This is a genomic window from Gymnodinialimonas sp. 57CJ19, assembly GCF_038396845.1.
In the GTDB taxonomy this organism is placed as follows: domain Bacteria; phylum Pseudomonadota; class Alphaproteobacteria; order Rhodobacterales; family Rhodobacteraceae; genus Gymnodinialimonas.
The window spans coordinates 434411-450655 of record NZ_CP151587.1; the positions used below are offsets into that span (position 1 = coordinate 434411).

The following is a 16245-nucleotide window of genomic DNA, read 5'->3' on the forward strand; positions in this document are numbered from 1 at the left end:
GGTCAGGTCCCTCGGAAATCAGGTGAGCGTTTCTCGGCGAAGGCGGCGACGCCTTCGTCCCTATCGTCGGTCGCGCCGACCATGCCGCCGCCCAACGCCTCGATCATCGCGCCTCGGTCTTCGCCGACAGCCGCGTGGATCTGGTACTTTGCAACCTCGTGGGCACGCGGAGAGGCCGAGATCGCGCCTTTGGCGATGGCAAGAGCCGTCGCAAGCGGCGTATCGGAGACTTCCGCAAAGCCAAGGGCCTCTGCCTTGGCGGCGCTTACCCGGCGGCCGAACAGCGCCATGTCCTTCACCACAGGTTCGGGCAGCAACCGCAACAGGCGCGTGCAGCCGCCCCAACCGGGCACGATGCCCACCTGCGCTTCGGGCAAGCCAAGGGTCACGCCTGGGCCCATTACCCTAAGGTCAGCGCAGGCGGCCAATTCCAACCCACCGCCGAAGGCATGGCCTTCCAGCACAGCGATTGTTGGCATGGACAGACGTGCCAAGCGGTCAAAAATGCGGTGGCCTTCGCGCACCCAAAGGCGGGCAAACTGTGTGGGCGTAAGCGCCCCCCAAGCCGCGATGTCGGCCCCGGCGCAGAAGGCACGGTCGCCCTTGGCGGTAATCAGAACGCAGCGCACCAGCGGCGAGGTTTCAAGGGTCGCGCAGGCGGCGTCCAGCTCTTGCAGCATCGCGCCGGTAAACGCGTTCAACTTGGCCGGGTTGTCCAGCGTGATCCGGGCGATGGCCCCGTCGATGGAAAGATGTACTGCGCTCATAATGCGATCCCCATTGGTGCGTCTTGCAGCAACGATAGCGGCAAGGTTTTCGCGTCGTCCGCGATGCTGACGCGGCCTTGGCTGGCGGCGATGATATCGCGGTCCGGGTCGATGCCGGGCATGATCTCGGTCGCGATCAGGCCGCTGTCACCCAGAACCATGACGCACCGCTCGGTGATATAAAGCACTTCTGCCCCCCGCGCCCGGGCCCGGCGGCCCGCGAAGGTCACATGCTCCACCGCGTCCACCATCTTGGTGAACTTGCCGGGCTTGGAGACATGCAGGCCAGTGTCGGTGATATCGAGCTGAGCGCCCGCCTCGAAATAGCCGCTGAACACGATCTTTCGGGCGTTGGCGGTGATGTCCACGAAGCCGCCGCACCCCGCTGTGAGGTAAGGCTTTTTCCCAAGCTTGGAGACGTTGACGTTGCCGTCCACGTCCACCTCCATGAACGACAGGAAGGACACGTCAAACCCGCCGCCTTGGAAGTAGCTGAATTGCTGAGGGGACGGCACGAAGGCATCGGCGTTCGAGGCGCAGCCGAACGCGAACCCGGTCAGGGGCATCCCGCCGACGGCGCCTTGTTCGATGGCCCAAGTGACGGCGTCATGGGCACCTTCTTCTAGCAGAACACGGGGCACCATGGCCGATATGCCGAAGCCGAGGTTGGCGGTCATGCCGCGCTTCAGCTCCATCGCGGCGCGGCGGGCGATGATCTTCTCGACACCGTGCTCGGCCAAGGCAAAGCTGTCCCACGGGCGCATCACCTCTCCGCTGATCGCGGGATCATAGGGGGTTTCCGTTGTCTGTTTCTGATCGGCGTCGACCACGATCATATCCACCAGATGTCCCGGCACATGCACATCATGGGGCCGCAGGCTGCCCGCCGCTGTCACACGCTTGACCTGCGCGATGACCAGGCCGCCGTGGTTGCGCGTGGCAATCGCCTGATCCAACCCGCCCAGATACGCGCCTTCGTGTTCATAGGTCAGGTTGCCGTTTTCGTCTGCCGTGGTGGCGCGGATGATGGCCACATCAGGCACGATATTGGGGAAGTGGAGCCACGTGTCGCCCGCGAATTCGGTGCGGTGGACGATGGGCGTTTCCGCCGCAAGCGCATTCATGGCGCAGCCTTCGCGGATCGGGTCCACAAAGGTCTCTAGCCCCACTTGTGTCAACACGCCGGGACGGCGCGCGGCCACGTCGCGGTGCATGTCAAAGAGGATGCCCGAGGGCACATTGTAGGCCGCCACGCGGTCGTCTACCACCATCTGCCAGATCGCGGGCATCGGCAGGGACGACGGCCCCGAGGGATAGCTGCCGCCGATAATCCGCGCCAGCAAGCCGTCCTTGGCGATGTGGTCCACACCCTTGACGCCATACATGTCCCCCGCCGCAATGGGGTGCAGGGTCGTCAGGTTGCGCGGCGCACCTTCCGCGTCGTACCGCGCGCCGATGGCTTGCAAAACCGCATCAGGGCAGCCGAGCGCAGAGCTGGCGGACACGGTCACCACCGCGCCGTCCTTGATCCGGGCGGCCGCTTGTGCCCCTGTGACAACCTTCGACATCTCAGACCCCGCCATAATCAACGGCAGTGCGCTGGCCGGTTTCGGCAGCCTTTGCGACAGCCTCGGCCACCGCCAGAGATTTCACACCGTCGACGCCGTCCGCTGCGGGCCTTCCCTCACCGGCGCAGGCCTTGGTGAACAGGTCCACGGCACGGTCATAGAGACCGTGGGTCGCGTATTCGACGGCTTGCTCGCCGCCCTCGAACCGCAAGGTGACCTCACCCACCGGCTGCTGCGTCATGACGCCCCGCGCGATGATCGAGCCTTCGGTGCCATGCACCTCGATCCCCGATCCGGCGAAGCGGTGGGTGAAGCTTTCGTGAGTGTGAACCATCGCGCCCGAGGGCATGGACCAGACCGACATAGCGCTGTCTTCCACCCCTTGGCCCATGCCGCTCGCGGTCTTCATGGCGACCACATCCACCGGGTCTTCGCCCAGATGGAAGCGCACGGTATCGGCGTCGTGGACGGTGATATCGGGGATGACGCCACCGCCAGCGGCGGGATTGTCGATGCGCCAGCCTTGCAGGTGCGGCGGCAGGTGGACCGCGTGGAAGACGCGCACGGACAAGACGGTGCCGATGCGGCCCGTCTCGATCAATTCGCGGATCGCCAGATGGCTGCCGGCGTTGCGAAGGTGGTGGTTGGTGCCAAAGGTAACGCCCGCCGCTTGCGCCGCGTTCACCATGGTCACGGCATCGGCAACGCTCATCGCCAGAGGCTTTTCACACAGCACGTGCTTGCCCGCCTTGATCGCGGCCATGGCTTGGGGCAGGTGCTTTTCGTTGGTGGTAGAGATGTAGACCGCATCCACCCCGTCCATCGCCGCCTCCAGATCGGTCACGCCTTTGCCGATGGCGTGGGTCTTGGCGTAGCTGGCGGCGCGGTCAGCGCTGGAGCTGAGGACCGTTGCCGCCTCCCCGCCTGAGGCGCGAATGGCTCCGATCATATGCTCTGCCGCGATGGTACTCGCCCCGATCAATCCCCAACGCATGATGCTCTCCCGACAAAATTGGAACGTTCCTATTTCGCGATAATTGGAACGTTCCACGGCCCATGTCAAGGCGCAGTCAGGACGCGGTCTGGGGTTTGGCGCAGCTTAGACCTGTCTCAAGATCGAAAAGATGCGCGGCTGAGGCGTCAATCTCGACCTGAAGCGTCGTCTTGGCCTGAATGTGAACTTGACCGGGCAATTGCATGGCAAAATCATCTGATCCCGACACGGCCCCGTAAACGAAGGTCTCTGTGCCCAATTGCTCTACCGCGCGCACGTGCAGGGGCACGCCTTCGCCGTCGGCGGGGTTGGTATGGCTTGGGCGCACGCCCAGTTCCACTGCTTGTCCGGGTCGGGTGTTGAAGCGGCTCTCGTCCAGCCCCACAAACGCCCCGCCTTCGGATACGAACATGCCGTTCTCGCCCATCGTGCCGCGGATGAAGTTCATCTTGGGCGACCCGATGAAACCCGCCACAAAGCGGTTGGCGGGGGCGTTGAACAGCTGGAGCGGGGGGCCGAATTGTTCTAGACGCCCGGCACGCAAAACGGCGATCTTGTCGGCCATGGTCATGGCTTCCACCTGGTCGTGGGTCACGTAGACCATCGTGTTTCCAAGACGTTGATGTAGTTCGCTGATCTCGCCCCTTGTGGCGACGCGCAGTTCCGCGTCGAGGTTGGAGAGCGGCTCATCAAACAGGAATACGCGCGGCTCCCTCACCACGGCGCGACCGATGGCGACGCGCTGGCGCTGGCCACCCGATAGCTGGCCGGGGCGGCGGTCGAGGTAGTCGTCGATCTGCAACATGCGGGCGGCTTCGCCCACGCGCTGGTCAATCTCGGCGCGGTCCATGCCGATGTTTTCCAGCCCGAACGACAGGTTATTGCGCACGGACATATGCGGATAAAGCGCGTAGCTTTGAAACACCATCGCCAGCCCGCGCTTGGAGGCGGCGACGTCGTTAAGCACCTCATCATCAATGGCAATCTCGCCCGATGTGATCGGCTCCAGCCCCGCGATCATCCGCAAAAGCGTGGATTTCCCGCAGCCCGAGGGGCCGACGAAAACGCAGAACTCGCCGGATTGCACGGTGATATCGACGCCGTGGATGACCTCCACCTCGCCGTAGGCTTTCTTCACATTGCGCAGTTCTAACAGGGCCATGGTTTAACTTTCTATGCGCTATCGTTTCGCTACTTGAGGGCGGGTTTTCTTTTACGCCCTACCGCTTCGCTACTTGAGCGCGGGTTTTCTTTTACGCCCTACCGCTTCGCTACTTGAGGGCATCTATTTCATGCCGGTATTCGCGATACCGGTGGTGATGTATTTCTGGAGGAACACGAAAACGAGCGTCGTGGGGATCAGCGACACGACCGTCATCGCAAGGCGGTAATGTTCCTGGCTGATATGCTCGCCGCGGAATTCCAGCAGACACAGTTGAATGGTGTAGGCGTCGGTATTGGTGGCGATGGCGACCATGGGAATGATCAGGTCGTTCCAGCGCCAGATCACGCTAAGGATTCCAAGCGCCGCAATGGCGGGAAGCGCGAGGGGCAGGACGATGCGCCAGTAGACCTTCCATTCGGAGGCAGAGTCCATGCGGGCGGCCTCTAGCAGTTCATCGGGGATCGTCAGCATGTACTGGCGGAGCAGGAAGACGCCCGCGGGCGTGGCCGCGCCGGGGATGATGACGCCCCAGATACTGCCTGACAGCCCCGTCGCGTTGATCGCCTTGAACACCCCCACCAGAGTGATCGTGGCGGGCACCATGAGGGTGGCGAGGATCACGACGAGGAACAGCGTTTGGCCCTTGAACGTGTATTTCGACAGCGCAAAAGCGGCCATGGAGTTGATCAGCAGGGTCATCAGCGTCGCGATGACGGTGACGAGCACAGAGTTGGTAATGCAGGTCGCGAAGTCCACGTTGACGCCGTAAGCGGTGCCGGTGAGCGGCTCAGAGTAGTTGCCCCAGGACGGCGCGATGGTGCGGTTGGCGGTGACGCTTTCCGCAGGCAGGCGCACGACTTGGCTGGCGTCGCCATTAACCGCACGACCGGGGAAGAAGGCAGAGGACGCGTTGGGATTGGGGATCGCCCATTCCATGACCTCTCCGGTTTCGGGATGGGGCGCGGTCACAAGGGCTTGGGTGACGATGCGGTTGGGCTGATAGGGATCAACACCCAGATATTCGAGGATCAACCGCGCCTGATCGGGGGACAGAGACGCGGCGACGGAGTCCAGATCAAACGCTTCTCGCGCCTGCGGCGTCAACGCGCCGTAGCGGTTCAGCCATTCTGGCAGCCCCTCCTCGGCGATTTGCCTCCTCGCAGCTGCGGAGACTTGGCCAAGGTGCGAGCGTAGGGCGTAAAGCGCGTTGCCCTCGTATCCCGCCAGAAACCCGTTCACGTCTTGGGCGGCTTGTTCTTCGGCGCTCAGATCCGACCAGTTCAGCACCCAATCGGGCAGGTCCGCGATGATAAAGATCTCTCGCCCCTCGGGTCCATTCACGGTGGCCCGCGCCACGCGGTCGAAGTCGCCGGGTAGCAGCGACAGGTCCTGGCTTTCGATCTGGAACTGCGATTTGACCGAGTTCAGGCCAAGCCATACCACGGGAACAAGGATAATCAGGAAGCCGAAAATCAAGTAGGCGTAGGACAGCCAATCCGTCCAGCTCAACTTGGCGCGACCGTTGGTGCGCGACAGGAAATCCCAAAGGGCGGTCATCGGGCGTTCCTTCCGCTGAGGAAGATTTGGATGATCGAGAAGATCGCCAACGCGCCTGCAACGATAAGCGAAGCCGTCGCCGCGATGCCAAGCCCGTTGGGCGTTGGGTTCCCGCGCAGGCCTGCGGTCTCGAAGATGTAGGCGACGATGGAGATCCAGCCGACCTGCATGGCGTAAAGCTCCTCAAACGCCTGGAATGCCTTGATAAGCGACAAGACGGTGACGACCAGTAGCGTCGGCATCAACAGCGGCAGAGTGATCTTGCGCAAGACCCGCCAAGGCGACGCGCCGTCCATCTCGGCGGCTTCATAGAGATCCGAGGGGATCGCTTGCAGGCCTGCCAGAAGGATCAGCATGTAGAAGCCCAGATGCGCCCAAGTGAACACGAAGACGGACCAGAACATCGTCCACGCAGGGTCCACCAGCCATTGGATCGGTTCCTCGATCCAGCCCCATTCCATCAGGGTGATTGACAGCACGCCTTGGCGTTTCAGGATCAGCGTCCACAGAAAGCCGACAACGACGGGCGACAACATGACGGGGTAAAAGAAGATCGAGCGCCACAGGCCACGGGCCACGATATCGCGGTTCAGCACCAGCGCGGTAATCAGTGAGAACAGCACCATGATCGGCACCTGAAAGATCACGAACACGCTCGTGTCCATGACGGCGCGGTAGAATTGGTCGTCCTCCAGATTGGGATTACCGGTGTCAATCTGCGTTTCAGCCAACAGGCGTTGCCAGTTATCCGTGCCGGCAAAGGGGCGATCCGCGAAGTTGATGGATTGGCCCTCGGTCACCGAGAAGCCCACGTTGATGAACAACGGCGCGAAGGTGAAAACGCCGAAAACCAAGAGGTTAGGTAGCAGGAAAAGATACGGCAAAGGCCCGTGACCGCGCATCTTCTGGGCCAGCTCAATCGGCCAGCCTAGCACGGCCATGGCGCGAGAGCCGAGGGTGCCGGAGGGGCGGGCAATGACCGCCCCCACGATGAGGTAAACAAGGAAAGCCAAGGGCCAGGACGAACCTGCGAAGGCATTCTCAATCGCCGTCCACATCGGCCTGACCCTTTCCCAGCCTTATTCCGCGATCTGCGCGGCAACATCCGCGTCGATGGCGGCCAGAGCGTCATCCAAGGACATTTCGCCCGTGATAACCTGCGTGATGTAATCTGGCACAACGCCGTAGATCACGAAGTTCTGGGGATAGCCGATGAACGTATAGGCCTGTGGAGTGGTTTCCGCGGCAACGCCGATGGACCCTGCAAAGGTCGACAGTGCCTGCGCAACGGTTGGGTCGGCATCGCCGTAGTCAACACCAGATGCCTGAAGGCCCTGATGCGCGGTGATCGAAAGCGTCTCGGCCGCGACACGCTCTGCGTTATCGGCCTGAGCGAGATAGGCAATCCATGCCGCTGCTGCCTCTGGATGCTCGGTGGATTCGAACGCCACAACACCGGCACCGCCGGGCATTGCGCCACAACCGCCGGGGCCACAAGGCGCCGGCACCGCACGCCATTCAAAGTCTGTGATGTTCTCGGCATAGTTGCCGATCATCCACGAGCCAGACATGTGCATGGCGACAGATCCATCAAGGAACAATGGCGCGGCGTTGCGGAACGCTGTGCCTGTACCTGCGGGCCAACCGTCGGCGGGCATCAGGCCGGATTCGTGCCAACCCACAAAGGTTTCTGCATAGGCGCGGAAGCCATCGTCCACGAGGATCGGCTCTCCTGCGTCGTCAAAGAACTGCGCCCCATACGAGAACGCTGGCCCCGCCCAACGGTGCGCGGTCCGATCCATTGCTAAAGCCGCATCCATGCCGAGCGTCTCTTGCACTTCCTCTAGGGCGGCAGCCCAATCATCCCACGTCGCGCCATCGCCGGGCATGTCCACGCCCGCGTCGTCGAACATGGTAGCGTTCACGAAGGGGCCGGTCACGGTCAACTGCGAAGGCCAAGCGTAAATGCCCCGATCTTCGCCACCGGGCGCACGATACCATGGAAGAGCCGCGCCGTAGTTTTCTTCGAAATATGCGGCGTCCACATAGGGCGTCAGGTCAAGGTAATAGGGGTTCAGACCGCCTGTGTTGGTAATGCGTGCCACATCAGGGGCGGCGCCTGTTTGCAGCTGGTTTTCCAACTGATCGCGGATCACTTCATAGCTGACGGTATCCACGACAACATTGTGACCTGTCTCGGCGTTAAAGGTTTCCGCGATCGACGCGTAGACATCGCATTCGTTGCCATCTTGGTAGCACAGGAACGTGATATCATCAGCAGAAGCGGTGCCTGCCGCCATCAAGGCAGTCGCAGCACAAGTAAGCCGCAGTGTGTGCAGTTTGGTCATTGGAATCCTCCCATAGAGTCCATCTGGTGGTCCTGTATTTTTCGTCTTTTGCGTGACGATAGAAGACATGCGAGCTCTCCGTCCACAGGTTATCGAAGGCCCTATTTTCGCGGCTCAACGCGGAACGTGAGAGGGATATAACAATCCCCCCGCTCAGGGGCGTTTGGCGTTGCTGAGGGGCTTTGGGGGTATATCAATGGTATATCAATTTGCGTTCAGTAATTTTCGCGGCACGAGGCAAATTTTCGTCCGATTTCGCGAAAGCGCGATTCGCTCGGCCTCAAGGCGCGGGATCTGACAGTACCAGAAGCGCCCGGCGCAGGGCCTCGACCTCGGCGGGATCAAGGCGCGCCAACAGCTTGGCGTCGAACCCTTCTGCGGCGCGGCTCAGATCCTTGAACGCGGCGTTTCCGGCGGGGGTCAGGGATAGAACCTCGATCCGGCGGTCGGCGTCACTGGGGCGCCGGGTGAGGAAGCGTTTCTCGGCCAGGGCGGCAACCGCGCGGCTGACCTTGGTCTTGTGGATCGAGGCCTTTTCGCAAATCTGCTTTGCCGAAAGTTCGCCGTAGCACCCCAGATGAAACAGCACCCGCCATTCGGCCCTCAACATGCCGTAGCGCGACCGATAGTAGGCCTGAAATTCCCGGCTCGATGCCTCGGCCGCCTGGTTCAGCAGGTAGGGAAGGAATCGCGACGGGTGGAAGGCTTGCTCGGTCATGGGGATGGATTAGCAGCAGATCGGCTTAAAGGCGACTGCCCGAAGTCAGGGGCGCTGCGGGCCGGAAATGGATACGCCCCAGTGAAACAAGGAGCACTGCGGACACTTTTAATCGGAGTGTCGTGGAAAGTCTCAATTTCCCCAAATCCAATCACAGTTTTGACCCGGCCTAGGCCCGGTTTGCGCCATCTGATTGATGGAGAAAAGCTTAACACCGCACAGAGAGCGGTCCGCAAACAGAATAACAAGGAGACACAGAATGTTGGAAACAACAGATTACACCGCGCCGCAGCCCGTCTTTCCGACAATGGAACTGACCGAAGTCGCGAACACCGCCAAGCCCGCCCCCACGCACGGCCCCTATGACTGGGCCGCAGATGCCTACGGTGCCGATAGCTTCGTGTTCCGCGCCCCGGCAGAGGTTGTGGTGGGACAGTAGAAAGGCGCTGGCCCGTATCCGGGGCCAACGCCTGTGCTTATTCCGCTACCGCCTGACGGCTGCTTGAGCGCCGGTTCATGCGCTACCGCCTTCGGCTACTTGAGCGCTAGCTCTTCCCCTTCCAAGGCACGAGTTTGTTCTCGGCCATGCGCATCAGGATATCGATGCCGAAGCCGATCATGCCGATCAGGATAATGCCCAAGATCACGATATCCGTGAGCTGGAACCGCGAGGCGACCATGATCATCATGCCGGCCCCCTGCACCGCCGCCACAAGTTCTGCGGCCACAACCGTGCCCCAACACACGCCCATCGCAACACGGGCCCCGGTGAAGATTTCGGGCAAGGAGTTCGGGATAATCACGTGGCGCATGATTTGCGCCTTGCTGGCACCCAGCGAATAGGCCGCGTGGACCTTCGACAGGTTGACCCCAGACACGCCGGAACGCGCGGCAATCGCCATGATCCAAAGGGCGGCCAGAAACAGCAGCACGACCTTTCCGTTTTCACCGATACCGGCCCAGATGATGACCAGCGGGATCAGCGCAAGCGGCGGCACCGGGCGCATGAACTCCACGATGGGGTCAAACCAGCCCCGTGCCCAGTTGGACAGGCCCATGGCGTAGCCCAAGGGAATGCCGACCAGTGCGCCCAAAAGGAAGCCCACGACAACACGGTAGAGCGAGAAGCCCAAGTGTTCCCAAAGCGAGTAGTTGCGGAAACCCTCGCATCCGGTGAAGTTGCTCCACCGCTCTGCCATGGGGACGCCGCGCTCCCAAAACTTGTTGATGCAGCTGATCTCCAGGAACCGGTTGAAAACGTCCTCTGGAGGCGGAAGCCAGATCGGCTCCATCTGGATGCCCTGCGCGGGAGAGATGTTGATCGACCCACGCGTAGACATGGCCAGCGTGCCGAAGTCGAACTCCAGCCGATCGCCGGGCGCGATCGGTTGCCCGTTCACCGCGATGATGCTGGTGCCATCGTCCCGGGTCAGAACATCGTTGTTTTGCAGGGGGGCCAGTTCGGACCCGTAAGCCTCGATCACCAAAGAGTCGTTCAGGGCGAAGCCATCGCCGGGATCGACCACGGGGGGCTCGGGCTCGGCGGATTCGTTGCCTTCGGCGTCTACGGTTGTCTGGTACAGAAGGAAGGTGACGGTTGCGTCATCGGTGTTTCCTTCGGCATCCTGAACCGTGTGGGTGAACGTATGCTCGCCCAAGGGCGGGCCCGGCATGTGCAGAGGCGACGGCACGATGACCGAGCCCGTGAACGTGCCCCACAAGAAGAACAGCGTGATGATCGACAGGACCGAGGCCCAGCGGTTCGGCGTCACGGCGCTTTCGTCGCCAAAGGTCACGGTCTTGAGCGCCGTATACCCGGTGCGCTTTGCCCCGCCAGAGATCAGGCGGACGGCGTAGAAGCAGGCGATAAAGATCGCGATATAAAGGAGCAGTGGGATCATGATGCTGCCTCCGTCCGGCCCATAATTTCTTCTTCCATGTCCCAGATCATGCCCAGAATTTCCTCGCGCACCTCTGCGAACCGGGGGTTCTTCTTCACATCGCGCAGGTCGGCGTCCACGCCTTCATCGGCAAAGGGAAGTTGGTATTCCTTGTGGATACGGCCGGGACGCGGAGCCATGACGATCAGACGTTCCCCCAGAAGCAGCGCCTCTTCAACGGAGTGGGTGATCAGGATGATGGTCTTGCCCGTCTCTTTCCACAGCTTCAGCACAAGGCTTTGCATCTTCTCGCGGGTCAGCGCGTCCAGCGCGCCCAGGGGTTCATCCATCAAGATCACGTCGGGATCGTTGGCCAGACAGCGGGCCAGGGCCACACGCTGCTGCATCCCACCCGAAAGCTCGTAGATGGCCTTGTTCTTGAAGTCTTGCAGGCCGACGATATCCAGCAAGTGGTCCACGTTGGCACCGTATTCGGCTTCGCGCTGCCCCTTCATCCGAGGGCCGAAGCTGACGTTTTCGCGCACCGACATCCATTCAAACAAGGCGCCCTTCTGGAACACCATGCCGCGTTCGGCATCGGGGCCGTGGACCTCGTGGCCGTTGAGCTCAATCACGCCTTCGGTGGGCGCAAGGAAACCGGCAACGATGTTGAGAAGTGTAGTCTTGCCGCAGCCCGAGGGGCCAAGGACAGACATGATTTCACCCTGTTTAATGTCGAGGGAGACATCTTGCAGCGCCTGCACCGCCCCGCCGCCGGGGATATCGAAGCGCATGGAGATATTGCGAATGGCCAAGCCGGTCATCTGCGGCCCTTCCGTGTCATAAGTAGGTGTTGGAAGCGAAGTAGGGGTCCGGCCACCCTGAAACCGGTGACCGGACCCCCGCCCAAAGAGTGGGCCTTGCGCTTAGTTTGCCGCAGCTTCGGTCAGCGGGCCGGCGTTTACGCGGTCGGTGTAGTCGTCCAGCGCAGCGTCGATGGAGCCTGCTTCCACGAAGACGTTTGCCACGCCGCCCATGAACTCGGCCATGCCGCCGTCCATCCAGATCGGGCCAAGCACTTCTTCAGCCGATGGGAAACCCATTGTGCCGATGGCGCCACGGGCAGCATCCAGTTCCATACCGGCGGCGCTCGCGATATTTGCCAGCATCTCGTCGTTGGGGTTGCTGTTCCAACGGTCGTTGGCGGCTTGACCCACGGCCAGGAACTGGGCGACCAGATCGGGGTTCTCGGCCACGAACTCAGCCGGGGCTGCGATCACGTCGAACACCAGAATGCCAAGCTCGGTCTTTTCTTCACCGGTCAGAAGCACGTTGCCGTATTCCAACATGCGCGACAGACCGCCGCCGTAGCCACAGGCGAAGTCCACAGCGCCCTGAGACAGAGCCGCCGCACCTTCCGGTGGCGCCATGTCAACGATTTCCAATCCGGCAAGATCAACACCGAAGTGGTCCATCTGGCGCAGGAAGCCGTAATGGGCGGCGGTGCCGAGCGGCACAGCAACACGGCGGCCGGCAAGCTCGGACGCGTTCTCGGCGTCGATTTCCAGGTCCGAGCGGACAACACAATTGTCGTTGTCAGCATAGGTCACGGCAACGTCGATCACTTCGATGTCCTGACCGGCGGAAGCGGCCACAACGAAGGGCGGCAGGCCCTGGGAAACGGCGATCTGCACGTCGCCCGATGCCATGGCGGCGGACATGGCTGTACCGGTCTCGAAGGAGACCCAGTTCAGGTCGATGCCCATGGCTTCTTCAAACTCGCCGTTGGCCCATGCGTCGTACAGAGGCAGCGGCCATTCAAGGAAGTAAGCAACGGTGATTTCTTCTACGTGACCGTCTGCCAGAGCAGCTTGGCCGGACGCAAGGATCGCGGTGCCCGCGAGCAGCGATGCGATTGTCTTTTTCATTTGGTCTCTCCTGTCGGGATCGTCTTGTTGTTCGGTAATCGCGTCGCGCCTGTCCGAGTTTTCCCGGCCTCTGTTCGCATCGCTTCACCATGTTCAGTCAACGGAACATAAGCCCCGCTCGGCAACAGCTAGGCAGTGAGGTTTCTTTGCGTCAAGAAAATTCTATAGGGCCAATTCGGGGGCAAAAACTGCCCAGATGCCCTGTCGCCCGCAAAATAGACTGTCTCAATCAATGAGACCGTTGCGCTCAAAATTATGACCACAAGGTCTTGACGCCCCTCTGTCGGGGCGCAGTATTGCCTTGCTCCAAGCCCCTGCCCCGACGCCCCTGCATCTAAGCCCCTGCCCCAAGACAGAGACAAGCCGATGACGACCGCATTGCCTTGGCCGCAATCCCTTTGGAAGACCACCGCCCCCGAAGAGACCCCCAACCCGCCGCTCACCCAAGACCGGGAAGCCGACGTGACCGTAATCGGCGCGGGCTACACGGGGCTGCGTGCCGCGCTGGCTTTGGCCGAGGCGGGAATGCGGGTAATCGTGCTGGACGCGGGCGACGTGGGCTTTGGCGCGTCTGGGCGCACGGGCGGGCAGGTGAACCCGATGCTGCCCTTCAACGCCCCCGCAACGGTGGAAAAGATCGTGGGGCGTCAAGCGTTTGAGAAGTTGGCCGCGCAATCCCTGGGATCAGCCGATGAGGTGTTTTCGCTGATTAACACCTATCAGATAGAGTGTCAGGCAAGGCAGAACGGTTGGCTGAGGGTGCATCACTCCAAGGCCGCCCAGCGCAAGGCGAAGGCCGATATCGCCGATTGGAACGCCGTGGGGGCGGACATGCGTGTGATTGACCAAGACGAGGTCGCCACCCTGTCGGGCAGCCGCGCCTACAGCACGGCCACGCTCAACCCCAAAGGCGGCGCGGTGCATCCGCTGATGTTCGTGCGCGGGTTGGCCGCCGCTGGCAAGGCCCGCGGGGTAGAAGTGTTTGGCCAAACCGCCGTAAGCGCGATTTCCAGGGACGGCGCCACATGGCTGACCCAGACCGAGGGCGGCAAGGTGCGCAGCGATTGGGTGGTGGTGGCCACCAACGGATATTCTGACGGTTTGGTGAAGAATCTGGCAAAGTCGATCTTCCCCATCACCCCGATTCAGATCGCCACCGACCCCCTGCCCGACGATGTGATCGGGGATATCCTCCCCCAAGGGCACACGATCTCGGACAGTCGGAGGGTCATCATGTACGCCCGCCGAGAGCCCGACAACCGCATGGTCTATGGCGGCCACGGAGAGCCGGACGGCAAGGGCGGCATGAAGGGGTTTGACTGGCTGATGAAAGACGCGGTGCGGGTGTTCCCTCAGCTGGAAGGGGTGCGTTGGACGCACAAATGGGGCGGCAACATCGCGGTGACGGAAGACCACCTGCCCCACCTGCACGAGCCGCAAGCGGGCCTGATCGTGGGCCTTGGCTACAACGGACGCGGCGTGGCGATGTCCAATGTCATGGGCCGCGTCATGGCGGAGCGCATTCTGGGGGCCGCGCCCAAAGACTTGCCCTTCCCGGTCACCAAGGTGGCAGGCATCCCGCTGCGCAACCTCAAGGTGATGGGGATGAAGCACGTCATCCGTTGGATGAAGTTTCTGGATTATCTGGAAACCCGCTAAGCCGCCTGCGCCATTAGTCCAGCGTGAAGCCTTTGGCGCGGATGAACGCCCCGAAATCGGCACGCTCGGGCTGGCTGTATTGGCGCACTTTATCGTCCGACCAGCCGTAGGTGTCTGACATGCCGAACAGGTCCGGGAACCGTTGGGCGGCATAGGGGCGTGTCGTGTCGTAGTCTGCGACCGCCTTTCGCAGCCCGTCTTCTGTGTAGCGATCTGTGTGGACGGTCACGGCAAGGGGCAGGCGTTTGGAGATTGGCGGCGGCGCCGAGGGGAAGCCGATGGCAAGGCCCGCGAAGGGAAACACGTGATCGGGCAGGTGCAACATCTCGGACACTGCCTGCGCCTCATTTCGCACGGCGCTGATCGGGCAACACCCAAGGCCCACGGCCTCGGCCGCCGTAACGAAAGCGCCCAGCGCGATGGCGGCGTCGGCGGCGGCATTGACCAGCGCATCAAGGTGGTCGTTGGCGAAGGGCACGTCGTGCCACTGGTGCAGCAGCCGTTGGCGACGGTTATTGCCGCAGAAGATCGCGATCATCGGCGCACTAGCAACCCACGCCTGTCCACTGACCAACTGCGCCAGACTCGCGCGACACTCAGCCGATTTCAGCAGAATGATATCGCGTTGTTGAAGGTCACTTTTGGTGGGCGAGGCAAGGGCCACGGCGCAGAGCGTTTGCAACAGAGCGTCGGGCACCGGGTGATCGGTGAAGTCGCGGCACGACCCCCGCGCGGCCATCCCCTGCAAAGCGGCGATATCCGGCGTTTCAGGCGCGTCGCTATAGCGGGCCGACAGGAGGTCTGGGAGGGAGGTGGCCATTGGAGCTCCGACATTTCAATGTTAGAAAGTCTTACAGAAACGTAAACGAGATATCACGTTCATAAAGTAATGTTGCCTGTTATACTGCGCACAAAGCAAGCCCCTTTGGAAGATGCGAGCCACCATGACGACAGATGTGCTGAAAGTCACAATCGAACGCGGCCCGGACGGCGAAGATGTGTTCGAGGTGCCCGCCTATGACAGCCAAACGGTGTTGGATGTCGTATCATGGGTGCAGCAAAACGCGGACCCGACGCTCAGCTACCGTTTCGCGTGTCGGGTCGGCATGTGCGGGTCTTGCGCGATGATGGTAAACGGCGTGCCGCGCTGGACCTGTCGCACCCACATCAACAAGGTGTTGGACGGCAACGAGGTGACGATTGGGCCGCTGCGCAACTTGCCCGTCATCAAAGACCTTGCCGTGGATATGGACCCGTTCTTTGACAAATGGACCGCCGCCGAGGGCGTGCATCATGGCACGCTGACTCGCGATGATCCAATCGCCCCCGTGGATGAGGAAAGCGCCGGAAGGGTGGAGGCCAATGCCGGGATCGAATGCATCAACTGCTCGGTCTGCTATGCAGCCTGTGATACGGTGGCGGGCAACAAAGATTACCTTGGGCCTGCGGCGTTGCAGAGGGCGTGGACGCTCCTGAACGACACCAAGGACGAGGGGCGCGAGGCGATTTTGGACGCGGTTTCCGGCTCTGGCGGCTGTCACAACTGCCATTCGATGGGGTCGTGCACGGCCTATTGCCCGAACGATCTGGACCCGATGTCGGCGATTGCGGGACTAAAGCGGGAAACCGCGCGGAACTTCTTCAGGAAGGGGCGCTGAACC

General features: G+C 61.8%; 15 protein-coding genes. 3 read left to right on the forward strand and 12 right to left on the reverse strand.

Annotated elements, in window-relative coordinates:
- Positions 1 to 2 precede the first annotated feature (2 nt).
- The 8 genes from AADW23_RS02150 to AADW23_RS02185 form a co-directional block, all read right to left on the reverse strand.
- Positions 3 to 767: an enoyl-CoA hydratase/isomerase family protein gene (locus AADW23_RS02150; RefSeq protein WP_341862888.1), complete on the reverse strand. Its 765-nt coding sequence runs from the start codon at positions 765 to 767 to the stop codon at positions 3 to 5.
- Positions 764 to 2335, reverse strand: a complete 1572-nt coding sequence (locus AADW23_RS02155) for a CoA-transferase (RefSeq protein WP_341862889.1) — start codon at positions 2333 to 2335, stop codon at positions 764 to 766. The genes AADW23_RS02150 and AADW23_RS02155 overlap by 4 nt, the downstream gene beginning before the upstream one ends.
- Before the next feature lies 1 nt (position 2336).
- The gene (locus AADW23_RS02160) at positions 2337 to 3329 is read right to left on the reverse strand and encodes a Gfo/Idh/MocA family oxidoreductase (protein ID WP_341862890.1); all 993 of its coding nucleotides are present in this window, start codon (positions 3327 to 3329) and stop codon (positions 2337 to 2339) included.
- Between the two features lie 76 nt (positions 3330 to 3405).
- A complete protein-coding gene (gene ugpC / locus AADW23_RS02165; RefSeq protein WP_341862891.1) occupies positions 3406 to 4491 on the reverse strand; it encodes a sn-glycerol-3-phosphate ABC transporter ATP-binding protein UgpC in 1086 nt (361 codons plus the stop codon).
- Positions 4492 to 4614: 123 nt separating this feature from the next.
- Positions 4615 to 6051: a carbohydrate ABC transporter permease gene (locus AADW23_RS02170; protein WP_341862892.1), complete on the reverse strand. Its 1437-nt coding sequence runs from the start codon at positions 6049 to 6051 to the stop codon at positions 4615 to 4617.
- Positions 6048 to 7109, reverse strand: coding sequence for a sugar ABC transporter permease (locus AADW23_RS02175; protein WP_341862893.1), 1062 nt, complete (start codon positions 7107 to 7109; stop codon positions 6048 to 6050). Before AADW23_RS02175 ends, AADW23_RS02170 begins: the two co-directional genes overlap by 4 nt.
- A gap of 21 nt (positions 7110 to 7130) precedes the next feature.
- Positions 7131 to 8399: an extracellular solute-binding protein gene (locus AADW23_RS02180; RefSeq protein WP_341862894.1), complete on the reverse strand. Its 1269-nt coding sequence runs from the start codon at positions 8397 to 8399 to the stop codon at positions 7131 to 7133.
- A gap of 280 nt (positions 8400 to 8679) precedes the next feature.
- A complete protein-coding gene (locus AADW23_RS02185) occupies positions 8680 to 9117 on the reverse strand; it encodes a MarR family transcriptional regulator (protein ID WP_341862895.1) in 438 nt (145 codons plus the stop codon).
- Positions 9118 to 9376: 259 nt separating this feature from the next.
- On the opposite strand from AADW23_RS02185, the gene AADW23_RS02190 reads away from it, so the two are divergent.
- Complete coding sequence (locus AADW23_RS02190; RefSeq protein WP_341862896.1) at positions 9377 to 9556, forward strand: hypothetical protein; 180 nt, start codon at positions 9377 to 9379, stop codon at positions 9554 to 9556.
- Between the two features lie 106 nt (positions 9557 to 9662).
- On the opposite strand, the gene AADW23_RS02195 is transcribed toward AADW23_RS02190, so the two are convergent.
- The 3 genes from AADW23_RS02195 to AADW23_RS02205 form a co-directional block, all read right to left on the reverse strand.
- Positions 9663 to 11018 carry an ABC transporter permease subunit gene (locus tag AADW23_RS02195; RefSeq protein WP_341862897.1) on the reverse strand — a complete coding sequence of 452 codons (1356 nt, stop codon included), beginning with the start codon at positions 11016 to 11018 and terminating at the stop codon, positions 9663 to 9665.
- Entirely contained in the window at positions 11015 to 11821 is an 807-nt protein-coding gene (locus AADW23_RS02200; protein ID WP_341862898.1) for an ABC transporter ATP-binding protein, read from the reverse strand. The genes AADW23_RS02195 and AADW23_RS02200 overlap by 4 nt, the downstream gene beginning before the upstream one ends.
- 102 nt (positions 11822 to 11923) lie before the next feature.
- Entirely contained in the window at positions 11924 to 12925 is a 1002-nt protein-coding gene (locus tag AADW23_RS02205; RefSeq protein WP_341862899.1) for an ABC transporter substrate-binding protein, read from the reverse strand.
- A 366-nt stretch (positions 12926 to 13291) separates the two neighbouring features.
- Between AADW23_RS02205 and AADW23_RS02210 the strand changes: the two genes are divergently transcribed.
- Positions 13292 to 14584 carry an FAD-dependent oxidoreductase gene (locus tag AADW23_RS02210; protein ID WP_341862900.1) on the forward strand — a complete coding sequence of 431 codons (1293 nt, stop codon included), beginning with the start codon at positions 13292 to 13294 and terminating at the stop codon, positions 14582 to 14584.
- A 13-nt stretch (positions 14585 to 14597) separates the two neighbouring features.
- On the opposite strand, the gene AADW23_RS02215 is transcribed toward AADW23_RS02210, so the two are convergent.
- On the reverse strand, positions 14598 to 15404 hold the full coding sequence (locus AADW23_RS02215) for a nitroreductase family protein (RefSeq protein ID WP_341862901.1): 807 nt from the start codon (positions 15402 to 15404) through the stop codon (positions 14598 to 14600).
- Between the two features lie 124 nt (positions 15405 to 15528).
- Here AADW23_RS02215 and AADW23_RS02220 point away from each other — a divergent pair, with 124 nt between their 5' ends.
- Entirely contained in the window at positions 15529 to 16242 is a 714-nt protein-coding gene (locus AADW23_RS02220) for a 2Fe-2S iron-sulfur cluster-binding protein (protein WP_341862902.1), read from the forward strand.
- Positions 16243 to 16245 lie beyond the last annotated feature (3 nt).